Annotated in this window: 20 protein-coding genes, 1 tRNA gene and 1 pseudogene; 12 read left to right on the plus strand and 10 right to left on the minus strand. The window is 73.8% G+C overall.

Features of this window, described 5'->3' with window-relative positions; translation table 11 throughout:
• Positions 1 to 8 precede the first annotated feature (8 nt).
• Together ABZ573_RS03450 and ABZ573_RS03455 are read left to right on the plus strand one after the other, a co-directional pair.
• Positions 9 to 623, plus strand: a complete 615-nt coding sequence (locus tag ABZ573_RS03450; RefSeq protein WP_151456757.1) for a MarC family protein — start codon at positions 9 to 11, stop codon at positions 621 to 623.
• A gap of 42 nt (positions 624 to 665) precedes the next feature.
• Entirely contained in the window at positions 666 to 1,628 is a 963-nt protein-coding gene (locus tag ABZ573_RS03455; protein WP_151456756.1) for a PD-(D/E)XK nuclease family protein, read from the plus strand.
• A 90-nt stretch (positions 1,629 to 1,718) separates the two neighbouring features.
• On the opposite strand, the gene ABZ573_RS03460 is transcribed toward ABZ573_RS03455, so the two are convergent.
• Together ABZ573_RS03460 and ABZ573_RS03465 are read right to left on the minus strand one after the other, a co-directional pair.
• On the minus strand, positions 1,719 to 2,576 hold the full coding sequence (locus ABZ573_RS03460) for an oxygenase MpaB family protein (RefSeq protein WP_151456755.1): 858 nt from the start codon (positions 2,574 to 2,576) through the stop codon (positions 1,719 to 1,721).
• Positions 2,577 to 2,630: 54 nt separating this feature from the next.
• Positions 2,631 to 3,059, minus strand: coding sequence for a Fur family transcriptional regulator (locus ABZ573_RS03465; RefSeq protein ID WP_151456754.1), 429 nt, complete (start codon positions 3,057 to 3,059; stop codon positions 2,631 to 2,633).
• 226 nt (positions 3,060 to 3,285) lie between these two features.
• Between ABZ573_RS03465 and ABZ573_RS03470 the strand changes: the two genes are divergently transcribed.
• Positions 3,286 to 3,768, plus strand: coding sequence for a DUF2231 domain-containing protein (locus ABZ573_RS03470; RefSeq protein WP_151456753.1), 483 nt, complete (start codon positions 3,286 to 3,288; stop codon positions 3,766 to 3,768).
• A 55-nt stretch (positions 3,769 to 3,823) separates the two neighbouring features.
• On the opposite strand, the gene ABZ573_RS03475 is transcribed toward ABZ573_RS03470, so the two are convergent.
• Positions 3,824 to 4,162, minus strand: a complete 339-nt coding sequence (locus ABZ573_RS03475) for a hypothetical protein (RefSeq protein WP_151456752.1) — start codon at positions 4,160 to 4,162, stop codon at positions 3,824 to 3,826.
• Positions 4,163 to 4,258: 96 nt separating this feature from the next.
• Between ABZ573_RS03475 and ABZ573_RS03480 the strand changes: the two genes are divergently transcribed.
• Positions 4,259 to 4,453, plus strand: coding sequence for a hypothetical protein (locus ABZ573_RS03480; protein WP_151456751.1), 195 nt, complete (start codon positions 4,259 to 4,261; stop codon positions 4,451 to 4,453).
• A gap of 18 nt (positions 4,454 to 4,471) precedes the next feature.
• The gene (locus ABZ573_RS03485; RefSeq protein WP_358116161.1) at positions 4,472 to 4,783 is read left to right on the plus strand and encodes a hypothetical protein; all 312 of its coding nucleotides are present in this window, start codon (positions 4,472 to 4,474) and stop codon (positions 4,781 to 4,783) included.
• Between the two features lie 14 nt (positions 4,784 to 4,797).
• Here ABZ573_RS03485 and ABZ573_RS03490 read toward each other — a convergent pair.
• Together ABZ573_RS03490 and ABZ573_RS03495 are read right to left on the minus strand one after the other, a co-directional pair.
• Positions 4,798 to 5,004: pseudogene (locus ABZ573_RS03490) on the minus strand (FmdB family zinc ribbon protein); the annotation flags it as partial.
• Complete coding sequence (locus ABZ573_RS03495) at positions 5,001 to 5,669, minus strand: 5-formyltetrahydrofolate cyclo-ligase (protein ID WP_327030421.1); 669 nt, start codon at positions 5,667 to 5,669, stop codon at positions 5,001 to 5,003. The pseudogene ABZ573_RS03490 and the gene ABZ573_RS03495, both read right to left, overlap by 4 nt.
• Before the next feature lie 85 nt (positions 5,670 to 5,754).
• Between ABZ573_RS03495 and ABZ573_RS03500 the strand changes: the two genes are divergently transcribed.
• The 5 genes from ABZ573_RS03500 (at position 5,755) to ABZ573_RS03520 (ending at position 11,974) form a co-directional block, all read left to right on the plus strand.
• Positions 5,755 to 8,022 carry a diguanylate cyclase gene (locus tag ABZ573_RS03500; protein ID WP_358115276.1) on the plus strand — a complete coding sequence of 756 codons (2,268 nt, stop codon included), beginning with the start codon at positions 5,755 to 5,757 and terminating at the stop codon, positions 8,020 to 8,022.
• Between the two features lie 9 nt (positions 8,023 to 8,031).
• Positions 8,032 to 8,994: a UTP--glucose-1-phosphate uridylyltransferase gene (locus tag ABZ573_RS03505; RefSeq protein ID WP_327030423.1), complete on the plus strand. Its 963-nt coding sequence runs from the start codon at positions 8,032 to 8,034 to the stop codon at positions 8,992 to 8,994.
• Entirely contained in the window at positions 8,991 to 10,304 is a 1,314-nt protein-coding gene (gene glp, locus ABZ573_RS03510; protein ID WP_151456791.1) for a gephyrin-like molybdotransferase Glp, read from the plus strand. The genes ABZ573_RS03505 and glp overlap by 4 nt, the downstream gene beginning before the upstream one ends.
• Positions 10,305 to 10,353: 49 nt before the next feature.
• Positions 10,354 to 11,004 (plus strand): GNAT family protein, encoded by a 651-nt coding sequence (locus tag ABZ573_RS03515; RefSeq protein ID WP_358115280.1) that lies wholly within the window; start codon positions 10,354 to 10,356, stop codon positions 11,002 to 11,004.
• Between the two features lie 178 nt (positions 11,005 to 11,182).
• A complete protein-coding gene (locus tag ABZ573_RS03520; protein WP_192581548.1) occupies positions 11,183 to 11,974 on the plus strand; it encodes a hypothetical protein in 792 nt (263 codons plus the stop codon).
• Between the two features lie 9 nt (positions 11,975 to 11,983).
• Here the strand turns inward: ABZ573_RS03520 and ABZ573_RS03525 are convergent, their stop codons facing one another.
• Positions 11,984 to 12,727 carry a class I SAM-dependent methyltransferase gene (locus ABZ573_RS03525; RefSeq protein WP_358115283.1) on the minus strand — a complete coding sequence of 248 codons (744 nt, stop codon included), beginning with the start codon at positions 12,725 to 12,727 and terminating at the stop codon, positions 11,984 to 11,986.
• A gap of 246 nt (positions 12,728 to 12,973) precedes the next feature.
• Between ABZ573_RS03525 and ABZ573_RS03530 the strand changes: the two genes are divergently transcribed.
• A tRNA-Ala gene (locus ABZ573_RS03530) sits at positions 12,974 to 13,047 on the plus strand.
• Positions 13,048 to 13,124: 77 nt separating this feature from the next.
• On the opposite strand, the gene ABZ573_RS03535 is transcribed toward ABZ573_RS03530, so the two are convergent.
• From ABZ573_RS03535 to ABZ573_RS03550, 4 genes are all read right to left on the minus strand, one after another.
• A complete protein-coding gene (locus ABZ573_RS03535) occupies positions 13,125 to 13,292 on the minus strand; it encodes a hypothetical protein (protein ID WP_327030424.1) in 168 nt (55 codons plus the stop codon).
• Between the two features lie 132 nt (positions 13,293 to 13,424).
• Positions 13,425 to 14,384 carry an aminoglycoside phosphotransferase family protein gene (locus tag ABZ573_RS03540; protein ID WP_358115286.1) on the minus strand — a complete coding sequence of 320 codons (960 nt, stop codon included), beginning with the start codon at positions 14,382 to 14,384 and terminating at the stop codon, positions 13,425 to 13,427.
• A gap of 123 nt (positions 14,385 to 14,507) precedes the next feature.
• Positions 14,508 to 15,287 (minus strand): methyltransferase domain-containing protein, encoded by a 780-nt coding sequence (locus tag ABZ573_RS03545; RefSeq protein ID WP_358115290.1) that lies wholly within the window; start codon positions 15,285 to 15,287, stop codon positions 14,508 to 14,510.
• Between the two features lie 40 nt (positions 15,288 to 15,327).
• Positions 15,328 to 15,792: a MarR family transcriptional regulator gene (locus ABZ573_RS03550; RefSeq protein ID WP_151456797.1), complete on the minus strand. Its 465-nt coding sequence runs from the start codon at positions 15,790 to 15,792 to the stop codon at positions 15,328 to 15,330.
• A gap of 135 nt (positions 15,793 to 15,927) precedes the next feature.
• On the opposite strand from ABZ573_RS03550, the gene ABZ573_RS03555 reads away from it, so the two are divergent.
• Positions 15,928 to 16,827: an aminoglycoside phosphotransferase family protein gene (locus ABZ573_RS03555; protein ID WP_358115293.1), complete on the plus strand. Its 900-nt coding sequence runs from the start codon at positions 15,928 to 15,930 to the stop codon at positions 16,825 to 16,827.
• Positions 16,828 to 16,869: the final 42 nt, after the last annotated feature.

The following is a 16,869-nucleotide window of genomic DNA, read 5'->3' on the forward strand; positions in this document are numbered from 1 at the left end:
TTGATCACGTGGATGCCAAGCTGTTCGGCGAGGTCTTCGTGACCCTGCTGGTGATCGTCGACCCGCCGGGCATGATGCCCATCTTCCTGGCGCTGACCGGCCCCCTGACGGCGCGGGACCGCAACCGCGCCGCCTGGCAGGCCGTCGCCCTGGCGCTGGGCGTGATCGTGATCTTCGCGGTGGCGGGGCAGACGCTGCTCGACTACCTGCACGTGGACCTGCCGGCGTTGCAGGCGGCCGGCGGGCTGCTGCTCATCCTGGTGGCGTTGGAGCTGCTCACCGGCAAGGCCGACGACCCGAGCCAGCAGGCCACCTCGAACATCGCCCTGGTGCCGCTGGGTACGCCGCTGCTGGCCGGCCCCGGCGCCATCGTGGCCACCATGCTCTTCGTCCAGCAGGCCGACGGCGGGGCGGACGTCACGGCCATCGCCGCCGCGATCGTGGCCGTGATGGTCACCGTCTGGATCGTGCTGCGGTTCTCCGGCGGGATCGTCAAGATCCTGCGACCCGGTGGGATCGAGGTGCTGACCCGGATCGCCGGCCTGCTGCTGGCCGCGATCGCGGTGCAGCTCATCGCGGACGCGGTGGCCGCGTTCGTGACCCAGTACGCCAACATGACCTGACCGGCGGCCGGTTCTGTCGGGGGTGGATGGCAGGATCGCGGTGTGCGACGAGCCTCTTCAGCCGGACGGTCCTCCACCAGCGGCGGCCGGGCGCCCCGGCCGCGCGGCGAGCAGCCCGAGCAGCTCGGCTTCGAGGGCATGCCGGAGCGGCTCTTCGTCTGCACCCCGAGCAAGCTCGGCGCCTATGCCGACTGCCCCCGCCGCTACCGCTACTCCTACGTCGACCGTCCGGCCCCGCAGAAGGGCCCGCCGTGGGCGCACAACTCCCTCGGCGCGAGCGTGCACAACGCCCTGAAGAACTGGTATGCCCTGAGCCCCGAGCGGCGTCGGCCGGAGGCGCTCGCCGCGTTGCTCAAGGGCACCTGGGTGCGTGAGGGCTACCGTGACGACGAGCAGGAGCGGGCCGCCTACCGGCGGGCCCTGGGCTGGCTGGAGTCCTACGTCGAGACCCTGGAGCCCGGGGCCGACCCGCTCGGCGTGGAGCGCGTGGTGGCGGTCAAGACCGCGGTGCTCGCCTTCAACGGCCGGGCCGACCGGATCGACTCCCGCCCCGGGCCCGACGGCCCGGAGCTGGTGATCGTCGACTACAAGACGGGCCGCACGGGACTGGACGCCGACGACGCGCGCGGCTCGCAGGCGCTGGCGCTCTACGCGTACGCCGCCGAGCGGGTGTTCCGCCGGCCGTGCCGCCGGGTGGAGCTGCACCACCTGCCGACCGGCACGGTGGCCGCCCACGAGCACACCGTGGAGTCGCTGGCCCGGCAGCTCACCCGGGCGGAGGAGACCGCCCGCGACATCATGGCCGCCGAGCGGGCGGTCGCCGACGGGGAGGACCCCGACGAGGCGTTCCCGACCACGCCGGGCCCGCGCTGCGGCTGGTGCGACTACCGGCGCACCTGCCCGGTGGGGGCGCAGGCGCCGGGCAAGGAGCCGTGGGCGGCCGTCGAGCGCGCCGCCGACCCGGTGGTCGCGCCCGCGATCGACCCGGCGTCCGGCCAGGACTGACCACCCCCGCAGGCACGGTCACCCTGCCGGCGACACGGTGCCGGCCCGGGTCGCACAGGGCGCCCACCGGGCAGCCGGTTCGGCCGTGGGTCAGGCCGGCGTGCCGGTGAGCCGGGCGGCGCGTTCCTTGGCGGCCTGCTGCAACGGCCCCTCCCGCCACCGGCGGGGCAACGTGGCGAGGGTCAGCCGCAGCGCCCGGACGCTCAGGTCGGCGGAGAGCGCGGTCGTGGGCAGGCCCAGCCCGCCGTACATCCGCCGGGCCCAGGCCGGCAGCAGCGCGAGCGCCGTGCCGGCGATGCCGAAGTACGCCCAGCGGGGCGGCCCGAGGTTGAGCCCGATCCGGGCGGGCAGGCTGAGCTTCCACGGGATCGGCGGCGCGGTGAGGAAGAGCGCCGTCTCGGCCGCCTCGCGGGTCATCCGCAACTCCGGACGGATCCGCCGGTAGTAGTCGGCCACCTCGGCGGCGGTGCCCGGCACCGTCGCCGGGTCCAGGCCGACCAGGGCGGCGGAGCGCCGCTGCTCGGTGTAGTAGCCGTCGATCTCGTCGGCGGTCAGCGGCAGCCCGGCCCGGCGGGCCGTGTCGAGGAACGATTCGACCTCGGTGACGTGCACCCAGCGCAGCAGTTCGGGATCGTCGACCCGGAACTCCTCCCCGGTGAACAGGTCGGTGGCCCGCAGGCGGGCGTGCCGGCGGCGTACCCGGAGCCCGGCGGCCTCCGCCTCGGCGGTGGTGCCGTAGATGGTGGTGCCGACGTAGGTGGCGGTACGCACCAGGCGGCCCCAGGCGTCGGAGCGGTAGTTGCTGTTCTGGGCGACCCCGGCCATGGCCCGGGGATGCAACGACTGGAGGTAGAGCGAACGCAGGCCGGCGACGATCAGGATCGGCTCCTCGTGCACCTTCCACGTGACCGAACCCGGACCGAAGAGGCCGAGGTCATCGGAGTCCACCGACCAAGGGTGCCACGCGGTGCCGCCGCGCGCCGCGTGGAGAGCGGTCGGCCCTCAGTCGTCGGCGGAGCGGCGGGCCTGGCAGGTGGGGCAGAGGCCCCAGAACGTCACTTCCGCCTCGTCGACCTCGAACCCGTGGGCGATGTCCGGGTCCAGGCAGGGCGCGCTGCCGACCGCGCAGTCGACGTCGGCGATCTCCCCGCAGCCCCGGCAGACGACGTGGTGGTGGTTGTCCCCGGCCCGGGCCTCGTAGCGGGCGGGGCTGCCGGCCGGCTCGATGCGGCGGGACAGCCCGGCGCGCGACAGCGCGCCCAGCACGTCGTAGACCGCCTGGGTGGAGACCGAGTCGATGCGCTGGCGCACCTGGCGGGTGATCTCGTCGACCTCGAGGTGGCCGCCGGCGGCCAGCACGTCGAGCACGGCGAGGCGCGGCCGGGTGACCCGCAGGCCCCTCGACCGGAGCAGTTCCTCGCCACCGGGCATGTGCCAATGACAGCACGCGGGTCGGGGACCGACAACCGGCCTCCGGTGCAGGGTGGCGCCGGCCACAACCCCGGTCGTCCCGAGCCGGCCGCCGGGTCGGCGGGTTCCTCGCCGGGGAACGGTGAACCGGACCGGCTCCGGGCGCGTGTTCCCGATCGAGATTGACTGGGCGGGTCGACCGGCGCACCGTACGCTGGCCCCGCGACCGCGTACGCCGGAGGTGTGGATGTTCAAGGAGATCCTGGGTCTGCCGGCCCACGTGCTGGTGGTGCACGCGGTCGTCGTGCTCGTGCCGCTGCTGGCCCTGCTCTCCGCCGCGTACGTGGCGTTGCCCCGGTTCCGGGCGCGGCTGGACTGGGCGGTGGCGATCCTCGCCGTGGTGGCGCCCGTGTCGGCCTTCGTCGCCGTCGAGTCGGGGGAGGAGCTGACGGACGCGTTCCTCGCCCGGGGCATGCAGGGCCCGATCGTGGAGCAGATCTTCACGCACTCCCGCTACGGCGACATCCTGTTCCGCTGGGTGCTGCCGCTGGCCGTGGCGTCGCTGCTGCTGCTGTTCGTGACGAGCGGGCACCGGCGGGTGCCGAAGCTGCCGTCCTGGGTGACCCCGGTGCTGTCGGTCGTGGTGGTGGCGCTCGGCGTCGTCAGCCTCGTCTACGTGTACCTGACCGGGCACTCCGGGGCCGAGACCGTCTGGGGCAACACCCTCTGACGTCCCGCCGGCCGCGTCGGGCCGACAGGCGGCGCGGGCCGCGACCGGGCCGAGGTCAGAACACGAGCCGGGAGCAGAGCACGCAGACGAGGAGCACCAGCACCACACCGGCCACCGTGCCCACGCCGTACGTGAGTCGTTGCGCCCGCTGCTCCGCCGCGTCGAGTTCCGCCATGTCCTGCGCCGGCAGCCGCCGGGGCGGTGGCGGTCGCAGGTGCACCGGTGGGCGCCACCCGGCCGGTGGCGGGGTGGTCGCGGGCGGGCCCGCGTAGCCGCTCCCACGCGCCGGGGGTGGCGTGGCCGGCCCCGGCGGCGCGCCCGTGGGCCGCTCGGGCGAGGCGTCGGGCCGTCGCCAGTACTCGTCCGGGGCGCCGCCGGAGGTGGGGGTCGTCACGCCGTCCGACGCTACCAACGCCCCGGCCCGGCGGCCGGCCGGACGCGGCGGCCCGGCGGTTCGTCGTCGCTCCCGCCGGTGGTGGCTGCGCTAGTCTTGCCGCTCGTGAGCATCACCGAGGATCCGGGCCTGCCGGCGGTACGCGGCGACGACGACCGCGCCGTCGACCTCAGCGACGACTTCGTGGTGCTGCCCGAGCAGACCGCCGACGACACCGACCGGGGCTGGGGCGAGCGCTCGGGCGGCAACGACGACTGGCTGCTCGCGGAGCGCCCCCCGCACTGGGACTGAGCGGCTCACCGCCGCCCGGTGGACGGGCGCGGCCGGCCCGGGGACCGGCCCAGCTTCGGGGGCCGGCCCCCGGGCCGGGGCGGCGTGGGTCAGGAGGAGCTGGCGCTGCTGGCGGCCGGGGCCTTGCCCCCGCCGCCGGTGGAGCCGCCCGAGCCCGACGACGGGGACGATCCCGACGACGAGGACGAGGAACCGGCGGACGAGCCCGACGACGAGGACCCGCCGGACGAGCCGGAGTCACCGCCGGAGGACGAGTCGGACTTCGCCGGCTTGGCGGCGGCGCCGCTCTTCGCGCTGTCCGAGCCGGACGAGCGCGAGTCCGTGCGGTAGAAGCCCGATCCCTTGAACACGATGCCGACGGAGTTGAAGACCTTCCGCAGCCGTCCCTCACACGCCGGGCACTCGGTCAGCGGTGCGTCGGAGAAGGACTGCACCGCCTCGAGCTGGTGGCCGCACGCGGTGCAGGCGTACTGGTACGTGGGCACGTTCTCCTCCGGATCTGGCACGGCCGTTCTGGCACTCGACGGATTCGAGTGCCAATGGTGCGTCATCGCCCCCGGATTCGTCCAGCGGAAGTGTGGGGCGCGACACCCGCCACGCCCCCCGGGGCGGCGTCCAGCGTACGCAGGCCGTCGGCGGGCGTGACGACCGCGCGTACCGGGCGGTCGTGCGGCTCGGCGGGAAGCGCCTCCACCAGCTCGCCGTCGTGCAGCGGGACCACGGTCAGGGCGGTCGCCGGCACCCGGGCCAGCGCCCGGTCGTACGAGCCGCCGCCCCGGCCCAGCCGCAGCCCCCGGCGGTCCACCGCCAGCGCGGGCAGCACCACCAGTTGCGCCCCGGCGACCGCCGCCCGGCCCAGCCGCGGCCCGGCCGGCTCGCGCATCCCCCGCCCGGCGGCCACCAGCCCGGCCGGCCCGCTCCAGGCCGCCCAGTCGAGGTCGAGGTCGTCGCACAGCACCGGCAGCAGCAGCTCCCCGCCCGGCGGCAGCGCCGCGTGCAGCACCGCCGGCAGGTCGGGCCCGCCCGGCTCGGAGCCGACCGGCACGTATGCCGTCATCCGCAGCGGGCGCAGCCGGCGTACGAGAGCCACCAGCTCGGCCTGGACGCGCCCGGCGGCGTCGGCCCGCTGCGGCGCGGTCAGCGCCCGGCGGCGGGCGAGAACGGCGGCGCGCACATCCCGCTTCGCCTCTTGCGCTCCATCAGAAAAATCGGGCACGCAACACTCCTGACGCAACGTTTGTCGCCTGGTGGCTCTGTGTCAGCATCGCAAGCAACGGCGGCGGAACTTCCGGGGGGACCGAGTGACGCTACGCGGGCGGTTGACCACAGCCTTCCTGGCGGTGGCGCTCGGCCCGGTGGTGCTCGGGGTGATGTTCGTCGGGGCGACCGTGGCGGCGGTCGACTCGAGCCGCTCCACCGAGCGGCTCGCGGTGGCCGCCGCGACCGTGCGCACCTCCGTCGACGCCCTCTGCCAGCAGTTGCGGGCCGCCGCCGACGCGGTCGCCCTGGCCGGCGACCGGCCGGCCGCCGCGAGCCAGGTGGTCCGCCGTGGCCTGGCCGCCGCGGTGCGGGTCGCCGACGTCACCGGCCGGGTCACCTACGCCAGCCCCGGCGGCCCCGCGGGGCCCTGGCGGGACTGCGCCGACCCGCCGGCAGCCGGGCCGGTGCGGGCGCTCGCGGCCCGCGCCGACCTGCGCGACCGGGCCGGCGGGCCGCTCGGCACGGTCACCGCCGCGCAGCCGGTCGACCCGGCCTTCGTGGCGCGCCTCGCGGCCGTGACGGGGGTGGCGGTCACCCTGATCGACGACGCCGCGGCGCCCGTCCGGCTCGCCTACAGCACCGAGTCGACCGGCGTACGCGACGCCGTGCTCGCCGCCGCCGACACGCTGCACGGCGAGCGCGTCGCCGAGACCCCCGACGGCCGGTACGTCCGCCTGGTCGGCCCGTCCTCCGGGCAGCCCCTGCCGCTGGTGCTCTCGGTCCCCAGCGAACGACCACGCGGCCTGTACGTCGCACTGGGCTCGGCGGTGCTGGTGGCGACCCTGCTGGCCGTGGTGGCCGCCTGGCGGCTGGCCCGGGTCACGACCCGCCCGCTGGTCGAGCTGGCGGGCGCGGTGGACCGGGTGGCGCGCGGCGACCTGACCGCCCGGGTGCCGGTGCGCAGCCGGGACGAGATCGGCCGGCTGGCCGGCGCGTTCAACCGGATGACCCGCGAGACGGGCACCTACGTGGCGGCGCTGACCAGCAGCCGCGACCAGCTGCGCGGGCACCTCGCGGTGCTGGGGGACACCCTGGCCAGCACCCACGACCTGCAACGCATCCTGCGGGTGATCCTGCACAGCGCGATCGCGGCGACCGGCGCCCGGGCCGGGGCGGTGCTGCTCGTCGACGACGGCGGGGTGCTCGTCGCGCAGTGCACCGAGGGGCTGGACGAGCCCGACCCGGCGGACGAACCCTCGGGGCCGTTGCGGGTGCCGCTGGGCAGCGGTGTGGTGGGCGCCGTCGCGGCGACCGGGGAGCCGCGCCGGGGGCGGGTGGAGCCCTCCGTCGCGCCGCCGGGGGAGCCGCACTGCCGGACGTACATCGCGGTGCCGTTCGCGGCCCCCGGCACGACGGGCCCGCCCGACGGCACCGCCCGCGACGGCTCCGCTCCGCGCCCCGGGGCGGAGCCGGCCGCCCCCGCCGGGGCGCTCGGTGTGCTGGCCCTCTACGACCGGCTCGGCGCGGACGAGTTCGACGACGACGACCTCGTCACCCTGCGCACCTTCGCCGGCCACGCCGCGGTGGCGGTGGACAACGTCCGGGTGCACGAGGAGGCGCAGCGGCTCTCGCTGACCGACCCGCTCACCGGGCTGTGGAACTACCGCTACCTGAAGGAGTCGATCCGCCGGGAGGTCGAGCGGGCGAGCCGGTTCGGCCGGATGCTCAGCGTCCTCGCCCTCGACCTGGACCGGTTCAAGACCGTCAACGACACGTACGGGCACGCGGCGGGGGACGCCGTGCTGGCCGAGTTCGCCCGCCGGGTGCGCGGCGAGATCCGCGAGGTCGACCTCGCCTTCCGGCAGGGCGGCGAGGAGTTCGTGCTGCTGCTGCCGGAGACCGATGCCCGGGGCGCGGCGATCGTCGCGGAGCGGCTCGGCGCGGCGATCCGGGACGCCCCGATCGCCGCCGACGGGCACGGCGGGGCGGCCGTGGCCATCGGTGTCACCGTCTCCGTCGGCATCGCCGTGCACCCCGACCACGGCAGCACCGGCCAGCAGGTGCTGGACGCCGCCGACGACGCCCTCTACGCCGCCAAGGCGGCCGGCCGGGACACCTGGCGCATCGCCGAGGAGCGGGCCGGACCGTCGGCGCGGGAGATCCCCGTCCCGGCTGCGGCGGCCACCCCCGAGGACGGTCTGCCGCGCGCCGGCGCTCCCCGCCAGCCGGTGCGGGTCCGCCCCGAACCGGCCGATCCGGCCGACGCCGCCCCGGGGAGCGCTCCGGGCGCGCCCGACCCGGTGCGGCCGGGTCCCTGCGGCGGCGCGTCTTCCGGTCCTCACCCTCCACGACAGAGCCGTGGCCGATAGTCTCGCGACATGTCGGAGCACTCAGCGAACCCCTCATCGGCGACCGCCGCAACCGGTCGCTCCCGCGCGGTCAAGGCCGTCATCCCGGCCGCCGGTCTGGCCACCCGGTTCCTGCCGGCCACGAAGGCGGTGCCCAAGGAGCTGCTCCCGGTGGTCGACCGGCCGGTGCTGCAGTACATCGTCGAGGAGGCCACCCAGGCCGGCATCGGCGACGTCCTGCTGATCACCGGGCGGGGCAAGACGTCGATGGTGGACCACTTCGACCGCCGCCCCGACCTGGAGGCGCGGCTGGAGGCGAAGGGCGACGCCGAGCGGCTGGCCGCCGTGCGCGGCCCCAGCGAGCTGGCCGAGATCTACACCTGCCGGCAGCCCGAGCAGCTCGGCCTGGGCCACGCCGTCGGCTACGCCGAGTCGCACGTCGGCGACCAGCCCTTCGCGGTGCTGCTGGGCGACGAGTTCGTCAAGCCGGCCGAGCCGCTCCTGCCGGCCATGCTGGAGCTCCAGGCGCGCACCGGCGGCGTGGTGCTGGCCTTCTTCGAGGTCGACCCGGCCGAGACGAAGCGCTACGGCATCGCCTCGGTGGAGCCGGCCGAGGCGGAGCTGACCGACATCGGCGAGGTCGTCCGGGTCACCGGCATGGTGGAGAAGCCCAAGCCGGAGGACGCGCCCAGCAACCTCGCGGTGCTGGGCCGCTATGTGCTGCCGAGCAGCATCTTCGACGCGATCCGGCGGACGGAGCCGGGCAGCGGCGGGGAGATCCAGCTGACCGACGCCATGGAGCTGCTGCGCAGCGAGGGCACCCCGGTGCACGCGATCGTCTACCGGGGCACCCGCTACGACACCGGCATGCCGCTGGGCTACCTCCAGACCGTGGTGCAGATCGCCGCCGAGCGCGACGACCTCGGCGCCGAGTTCCGCAAGTGGCTGGCCGAGTTCGTCAACTCCGACGCGTCGGGCGTGACTGGTACATGACAGCGTCGGCCGACGCCGAGGCGGCCGCGAACGAGTTGACGCCGCTCGCCGACTACCTGGGCAGCGTGCTGCGCAGGTTACGCGCGCTGCCTCCGCTCGACCTCGACCTCACCCAGGCGCACGGCAACGTCCTCGCCGAGGACGTCGTCGCGCCGCACTCCTTCCCGGCCTTCGACCAGTCGGCCGTGGACGGGTACGCCGCCCGCTGGGAGGACATCTCCGGAGGCGGTCGGGGCGTGGGCTACGTCCCGAGCCAGTCCGGCGGGCCGGGCGGGCGCAACGTCCGGCTCAACGTCGTCGGCGACCTCGGCGCGGCCAGCTGGCGGCCGGTCCGGCTCACCCCGGGCGCCTGCTTCTCCGTCGCCGCCGGGGCGCCGCTGCCGCTCGCCGCGGACGTGGTCGTCCCGGTCGAGTGGACCGACCAGGGCATGGCCGCCGTGGAGATCTTCCGCGTGCCAAAACGCGGGTACGGGGTGCGCCGGGCCGGCGAGGAACTGCCCGCCGGCACCCTGCTGGCCCGGGCCGGCACCTACGTGTCGCCGGCGCTGGTGGCGGTCTTCGCCGCCACCGGCATCGGGCACGTCGTGGTCCGGCCCAGCCCCCGCGTGGTGATCGTGGCCACCGGCGACGAGCTGGTCGACGTGGGCCGGGGCAGCCAGCCCGGCCAGACGGTCGACGCCAACTCGCACGCGCTGACCGCCGCCGCGGCCGAGGTGGGCGCCCTGGCGTACCGGGTGGGCATCTGCGACGACGATCCGGAGGGGCTGCGCGGGCTGCTGGAGGACCAGACGCTGCGCGCCGACCTGATCATCACCACGGGTGGGACCGGCACCGGGCCGGGTGACATGGTGCGGCGGATCCTCTCCCGGCGGGAGGGCAGCCGGGCCGGCCCGGTCACCTTCACCGAGGTCGCGCTCTACCCCGGCACCTCGCTCGGTTTCGGCACGGTCGGCGCCGAGGAGGTGCCGGTGGTCTGCCTGCCCGGCGACACGGGCTCCGCCCTGATCGGCTTCGAGGTGCTGGCCCGCCCGGCGATCAACCTGCTGGCCGGGGCGGAACCGGTGTTCCGGCCCAGCGTCCGCGCCCACCTGCTGGAGACGATCTCGTCCCCGGTGGGGCTGCGCGAGTTCCGCCCCGCGCACGTCGCCGAGCGGCGCGGCGGCGGCTACACGGTGCAGCCGCTCAACGGTGGCCCGTACACCCTCTCCGGGCTGGCCGAGGCGAACGGGCTGATGGTGCTCGGCGAGCGGGTGACCACCGCGGCGGCCGGGTCCACCGTGGACGTCCTCCTGCTGGACCGGCGCCGGTGAGCGCCGTCCGAGCTTCGGTTTCGTCGGTCGTGAGCGGAAGGTCTGTTCCGTGAGTCTGTTCGGGGTCGGGCGGGCGCCGGGGTGGCCGGCGGTGCTGGCCGACGGGCCGGTGCTGCTGCGGCCCTACCGGCGTTCGGACGCCGCCGCCTGGTCCGAGGTGCGCCGCGCCAACCGGGAGTGGCTCGCGCCGTGGGAGTCGTCCGTGCCGGGGAGCTGGCACGAGCTGAACTCGCCGGCCGCGTTCCGCTGGGTGTACCGCGACCAGCGCCGGTCGGCGCGCACCGGCGAGGGGATGCCGTTCGCCGTGTGCCTGCGCGAGGACGGCCGGGATCGGCTGGTCGGCCACCTCAACGTCGGCAGCATCGTGCGGCGGGCGTTCTGCTCGGCGTACGTGGGCTACTGGGTGGACTCCCGGGTGGCCGGTCGCGGCGTCATCCCCACGGCGCTGGCGCTCGCGGTCGACCATGCCTTCAGCGTGGGTGGGCTGCACCGGGTCGAGGTGAACATCCGCCCCGAGAACCGGCCGTCCCGGCGGGTGGTGGAGAAGCTGGGCTTCCGCGAGGAGTCGTACCACGTGCGCTACATGCACATCGACGGTGCGTGGCGGGACCATATCGGATACGCGATGACCAGCGAGGAGGTCGCGGCCGAGGGTGGGCTGCTGGCCCGCTGGCACCGGCTCCGCGCCACCACGGGGTGAGGCGTCCCACGCACGGGATCGGCGCGGCGTGTCAGCATCCGCGTCCACGGCCCGTAACCTCAAGTAACTGCAAGCTGTGGCAAGCGCTGCTCCACCCGTACGATCCGCGCACCCGACCACCATCGGTGGAAGATCCTGCGGCCGGGCGGCGGTTGCTCCGAATTCGGTGACGGGAGGGGTGAGGGTGCCGACCTCGGTGCTCCTCGCCGTCCTCGCCGCCGCCGGTCTGCTCGCCCTCGCCCCGGCGCTGGTTCGCCGGTACGACGCCACCGAGCGGCTGGTGGCGGAGCGGGCGCAGTCGACGGCGCGGGTGCTCCAGCGCCGCCGGCGGCGCCGCACTGTGCCGGGGCGCCGCCCGGTGCACCTGCCCCGCAGCCTCGTCATCACCCTCAGTGAAGACGCGAACACGGGCGGGCTCTCCGCGCCGGTCTCCGCGCCCCCCGCCACGCGCCGGTCGAAGCGGCTGCGCGCCGTGCCGCCGGCCCCCCGCAAGGGCCGCCGCAGGCCGCCGCCCCGCCGACAGCACACCCCCGCCGTCTACCGCCGCCGTCGGGTGCTCGCCGCGCTGCTGCTGCTGAACTTCGTCGAGCTCATCGGCGTGATCGTGGTCAGCCCCGGCTTCTGGATCAGTTTCGGGGTCACCGCCGCGCTGCTGGTCGCGTACGTCGTACACCTGCGGCGGCTGGCGCTGGCGGATCGCCGGCGGCGGCGGGCGCAGGCCCGCGAGGCGGCGTGGCTGGCCGCCCGGCAGGCCGAGGTGCGGCGGGAGCAGGCCCGCCGGGCGGCGGCCCGCCGCGAGGCGCAGCGCCGCCTGGCGGCCCAGCGCGAGGTGGTACGCCGTGCCGCGATGGGCCTGGACCGCCCGGCGGACCTGCCGGCGGCGGCCAACGGCGGCTCGGTCTCCTACCGCCGCTCGGGTGGCCTGCGCGGTCGCCCCTACCAGTCCGGCCGCGGCTCCCACTCGGCCTGACCGGCCACGTCAGCTCGTGGCTGGCAGGCGGTAGACGGACACGTGCGACCGCGAGTCGGCGGTGAACTCGGCGCCGGACCAGTCCGCGTGCCGGCTCTCCAGCTCGAACCCGGCCAGCTGACCCATGAGGTCCAGCTCCGCCGGCCAGATGTAGCGGTGCGGCGACCGGAACAGCTGGGCGTGCGTGCTCTCGTCGAACCGGAAGTGGTGCGACACGACCTGCTGGCGCAGCACGTCGTAGGTGTCGAGGCCGATGTACCCCGGCTCGGACGACCAGACCGTCGCATCCAGGCCCGGTGGGAGCTTGCGCAGCTCCGGCACCCACAACTCGATCACGAACCGGCCGCCCGGGGCGAGGTGGCGGGCGGCGTTGCGGAAGCAGGCCACCTGCTCGGACTGGGTGAGCAGGTTCGAGATCGTGTTGTAGACGAGGTAGACCAGCGAGAACTCGCCCGGGGCGGTGGCGGTCGCCATGTCACCGATCACCACCGGAACGGTCGCCTCATCCACCTTCGTCCGCAGCCGCTCCACCATCGGACGGGACAGCTCGATGCCGCTGACCGGCACCCCGCGCGCGGCGAGCGGAACGGCCACCCGGCCGGTGCCGACGGCGAATTCGAGCGCCGCCCCGCCGCCGGCCAGCTCGGCCAGGCGATCCACGGTCGGCCCCAGCACCTCGGAGGCGAACATGCCGGTGCCCGGGGTGTCGTAGCGGCGGGCGGTGTCGTCGTCCCAGACGTCTTCCTGTCGCATACGCCCCACGCTTCCCACTACCACCCGCGATGTCCACCGACTTTCGCGCCGATCGGCTCCCCCTCCGCCGCCTGCCTGGGGTCCTTCTTCGAGATCTTGGTGGCTGGCGGCCCCCGGAGGGGCCGTTTCGTGCCAAGATCTCGGCGCGCGGGGGGTGGATTCGCGGCGGGGGCGGTGAACCTGTTAGCCTTGGCGCCGGCCCGCCCGGTGAAAGCCGGGTGGGACCGATGCCGGTCCGCCGGCGGAGGGGTTGTGGCGCAGTCCGGTAGCGCACCTCGTTCGCATCGAGGGGGTCAGGGGTTCGAATCCCCTCAACTCCACCCAGCTCAAGGCCGTTTCCGCACGTCGGAGACGGCCTTTTCCGATCTTGTACGGCAGCTGAGTGCAGCAACGGCGTTCAGGCTAGGTCCTCGGGCTTCACCCTTCCCTTCCCGAGAAGCTTTCTAGCGAGGATCAGGCGGCCGAGGATGATCGCGTAGACGTTGCCGATCAAGACCAGCGCAGCTGCGCCAATCTCGCCGTGACCGGCCAACATCAGGGCAGGAATGCCGGCGAACAGCAGCACGGGCACCACGAAGAGCCACAAGGGGAACCGCAGGTAGTAGAGAAGTGAGGGGGACGAGGGTTTCGGCACGAGGCCATTAGAACGCACGCGGCCAAACAAGCCCGCCCGTGGACTGAGTGACTACCGAGGGGGTCAGGGGTTCGGGTCGGCGACGGTCTCGGCGATGCGGGTGAGCCAGTACTGGTCGTTGGCGCGAGATTCCGGACTGGCCTCGGGGTTGAGGATGCTACGCAGAAATTCGGCGACATCGTCGAGGTGCCGCTCGCTGCGGTAGTAGCTCAGCAAGGTCTGGTCCGGTTCCAGCGGCCCGTAGCCTCGGCGGAAGAGTTCGGCGCGGTGCGCGTCGATCGGGTGGTCGCCGAAGTCCTGGCTGTGGATGAACATCAGGTCCCGCTCGCGTGGCGCGAGGATCGGCGCGTCCCAGTCCACGACGTGCAGGGGACCGTCGTCGTCAGCGATCAGGTTGCCGGGATGGATGTCGGCGTGGCAGATGACGTGTCGAGCGTGCGTCACGCGGGAGGCCAGCTCGTCGACCGTCTCCGCCAACCGGTGCAGCGCGGCACCGTACCGGTCCCAGAACGCGCCGAGGACCTCGCTCGTCGCAGCCTGTCCGCCGAGGGCCCGCAGCCGCTCGCCAGCGTCCGATCGGTAGGTCTCGACCGGCAGGACGGCGGCGAGGTCTGCGCTCGGCGTGACGGCGTGCAGGCGACCCAGGAACTCGCCGTACTCGCTCCACTGGCGGTCGGTGAGGCCGCGCCGCCACAGGCTGCCGCCGTCGTGGAACGGGTAGAGCAGCAGCTGGTACTCCCCGAAGCCGTGACAGGCTCCGCCGTCCGGCAGGTCGATGGGTGCCACGACCTGCCCGACGCCCTGCGCCTTGAGGAACCCGGGCAGCAGGACGGCCGCCCGGGTGAACGTGCCGCGGCGCAGCTTCAGGAAGTATCGCTCGCCGTCGGACGCGTCCACCCGGTACGCCCATGCGTGCCCGTCGAGCCCGACCGGCATGAACACGATGTCGACGATGGTGACGGCCCAGGCGGCGGCCACCTCAGCCGCCAGGAGCCGTTCGTCGACGCCAGGCTTGTCGATCATCGGCGGAGCGTCGCAGTTGGCAGTCCGGCCGGCAAGGGATTTGCCACCTGCGGGCGCCCGGGCACCTGGCTGGCCCGCGAGTCGGGTCAGCCCTGCCACGGCGCGCCTGTCAGCCGCCCGCCGTCACGGCTTCAACGCCCGGGTGGCGAAGTAGCCGGGCAGCCATCCGGCGGTGGCGTCGGAGTGGTGCGGCGCCTCCTCGAAGCCGACGATGACGAAGCCGGCGGCGAGCTGACCACCGATCTGCGCGGTCATCGTGTGGCTGTGCTCCAGCGGTGCGTCCGCGCCCCACAGGCGTTCGCGCTCCGCCGCCGGGACGTGGGTCAGGTCGCTGTACGGCAGCCGGTGGCGCACCACCAGTTCGCCGCGCTGGTCCAGCGCCTCGCTGTCGAAGAGGAAGACGTCCGGGTTGAGGAAGCCGGACAGCAGCGTCCCGCCCGGTCGCAGCACCCGGAAGCACTCCCGCCACACCGGCGCGAGCTCGGGCACGAACAGGTTCGACACGGGGTGGAAGACCAGGTCGAACGAGGAGTCCGGGAACGCCGACAGGTCGCGCATGTCCCCGAGGACGGTACGCAGCTCCAGGCCGTCCCGCCGGGCGACCGACTCGTCCTGTTCGAGCTGCCGGGGCGAGTTGTCGAAGACGGTGACCCGGGCCCCCGCAGCGGCCAGCGTCGGGCCCTGCTGCCCGCCGCCCGAGGCCAGACACAGGACGTCCGTGCCCGCGAGGTCGGGGGGAAACCAGGAACGGTCGACGGGCTGGTAGCCGATCAGGACGACCGACCAGTCACCGGCCCGCGCCCTGGCGATCGTCTCGCTGGAGACGGGGCGTGACCACTCGTTGCCCTGCTCGACCTGCCGGTCCCAGGCGGTGCGGTTGTGTGCTACCGGGTCAAGAGGCATGGCCTCACGTTACAGAGCTGGACTGACCAGGCTGGGCGCGCTATGCCGCGCCACCGGTGTTCAGGATCAACTGCCGGAGAACCTTGAGGGTCGCGACGTAGTCCGCGTCGTCGATGCCCTTGTGGATGCGGGCCCGGATTGCCGGCGCGTGCTGTTTGAGGCTGACTCGGGCGTCTTCTCCGGCCGCGGTGATCCACAGTCTTTCTTCCTCGTCGCGGGTCAGCCACCCGCGCTCCAGCAGAGCCTCCGCCTCGACGTCCAGATCGTCTTCGGCCCTGAGATACGAGCTCATCGCCCGTCGGAGCTCAGGAAGTGTCATCCCGCCGCCGTCGGGCAGGAGGTCGTTCCTGGAGAGGTTCCGCAGCAGCCAGAACTGGGGCTGAGTGAACCCGAGTTCGGCATGCCGGGCTCGGGTGAAAGCGATGAGGGATTCGTAGGCGACGCCTGTCCAGTAGGCGGCCGGTTGGCCCGCGAGTTCTGCGTCGGACAGTTGCAGCGTCGTCATGTGATCTCCTTCGCCGAGGACGGAACCATTGGGAACGAAGGTAGAACCTCAACGTCGGTTCAGGTCAAGAGCCTGGCGTGAGCGTGGACGGCACCCCGGCACGCGCCCGGAAGCGCCGATGACAGAGTGGTACTCGTGGGCAGTGCGACCGAGCGCGAGATTCGCTGGGTTGAGTCGGCTTGGCAGCGTCGGATCACCAGGGTGCGGCGCCTCACGGGTGGTTGCACGTCCACCATGCTTGGCCTGACCGGATACGACGGCGAACAGGCTGTACTCCGACTGATGACGAAGGAGCCGTGGCGCCGACACGCTGCCGGGCTGCTTTCCAGGGAGGCGGCTGTCCAGCACCAACTGCAACGGTCATCGATCCCAGCGCCTCGAAGTGTCGCCCTCGATCTGTCCGGAGACTCCGCCGGGGCACCGGCACACCTCATGTCCTGGCTGCCCGGGCGTCTGTGCCTGACCTCTGCCGCGGACGGCATCCTGGAGGCGATGGCGCAGGTCCTCGTCAGCATCCACCAATTCGCGCCCGGCCGGGACAGGCCACGGCAGTACCAGTCCTGGGCGGCGCCGGACAAACGAGTCGTGCCGCCGTGGGCGCAGCGGCGACAGCTCTGGCATCAGGCGTTCGAGTTGCTGGACCAACCCGTACCGGCCTATGCCGGTACGTTCCTGCACCGAGATTTTCATCTGGGGAATCTGCTGTGGTCGCAGGGGCGTGTCAGCGGCGTCGTGGACTGGGTCGAGACATCGTGGGGACCGGCGACCCTGGACGTGGCACATGCCGCGACCTACCTCGCGATGTTGCACGGCGTTGAGGCTGGAGCCAGATTCACGAACGCGTACCGTCGCCGGGCTGATGACCGTCACGACGAGGACGGGTGCCGGTACTGGAACGTCATGGACATTGTCGGCTACCTGCCGGACCCGGTGAAAGTCGTCCAGCCATGGCGCGACTCTGGACTAAGCATCAGTGACGACCTCGCTCGCAGCCGACTCGAGCAGCGGCTTGAGCACGTTCTGCGAGCTCACTGACGACCTGACTGGCTCCCGCTCGGTCGGTGCCGCACCCGCCCA

It is taken from the genome of Micromonospora sp. NPDC007220 (assembly GCF_040634035.1).
Classification (GTDB): domain Bacteria; phylum Actinomycetota; class Actinomycetes; order Mycobacteriales; family Micromonosporaceae; genus Micromonospora; species Micromonospora reichwaldensis.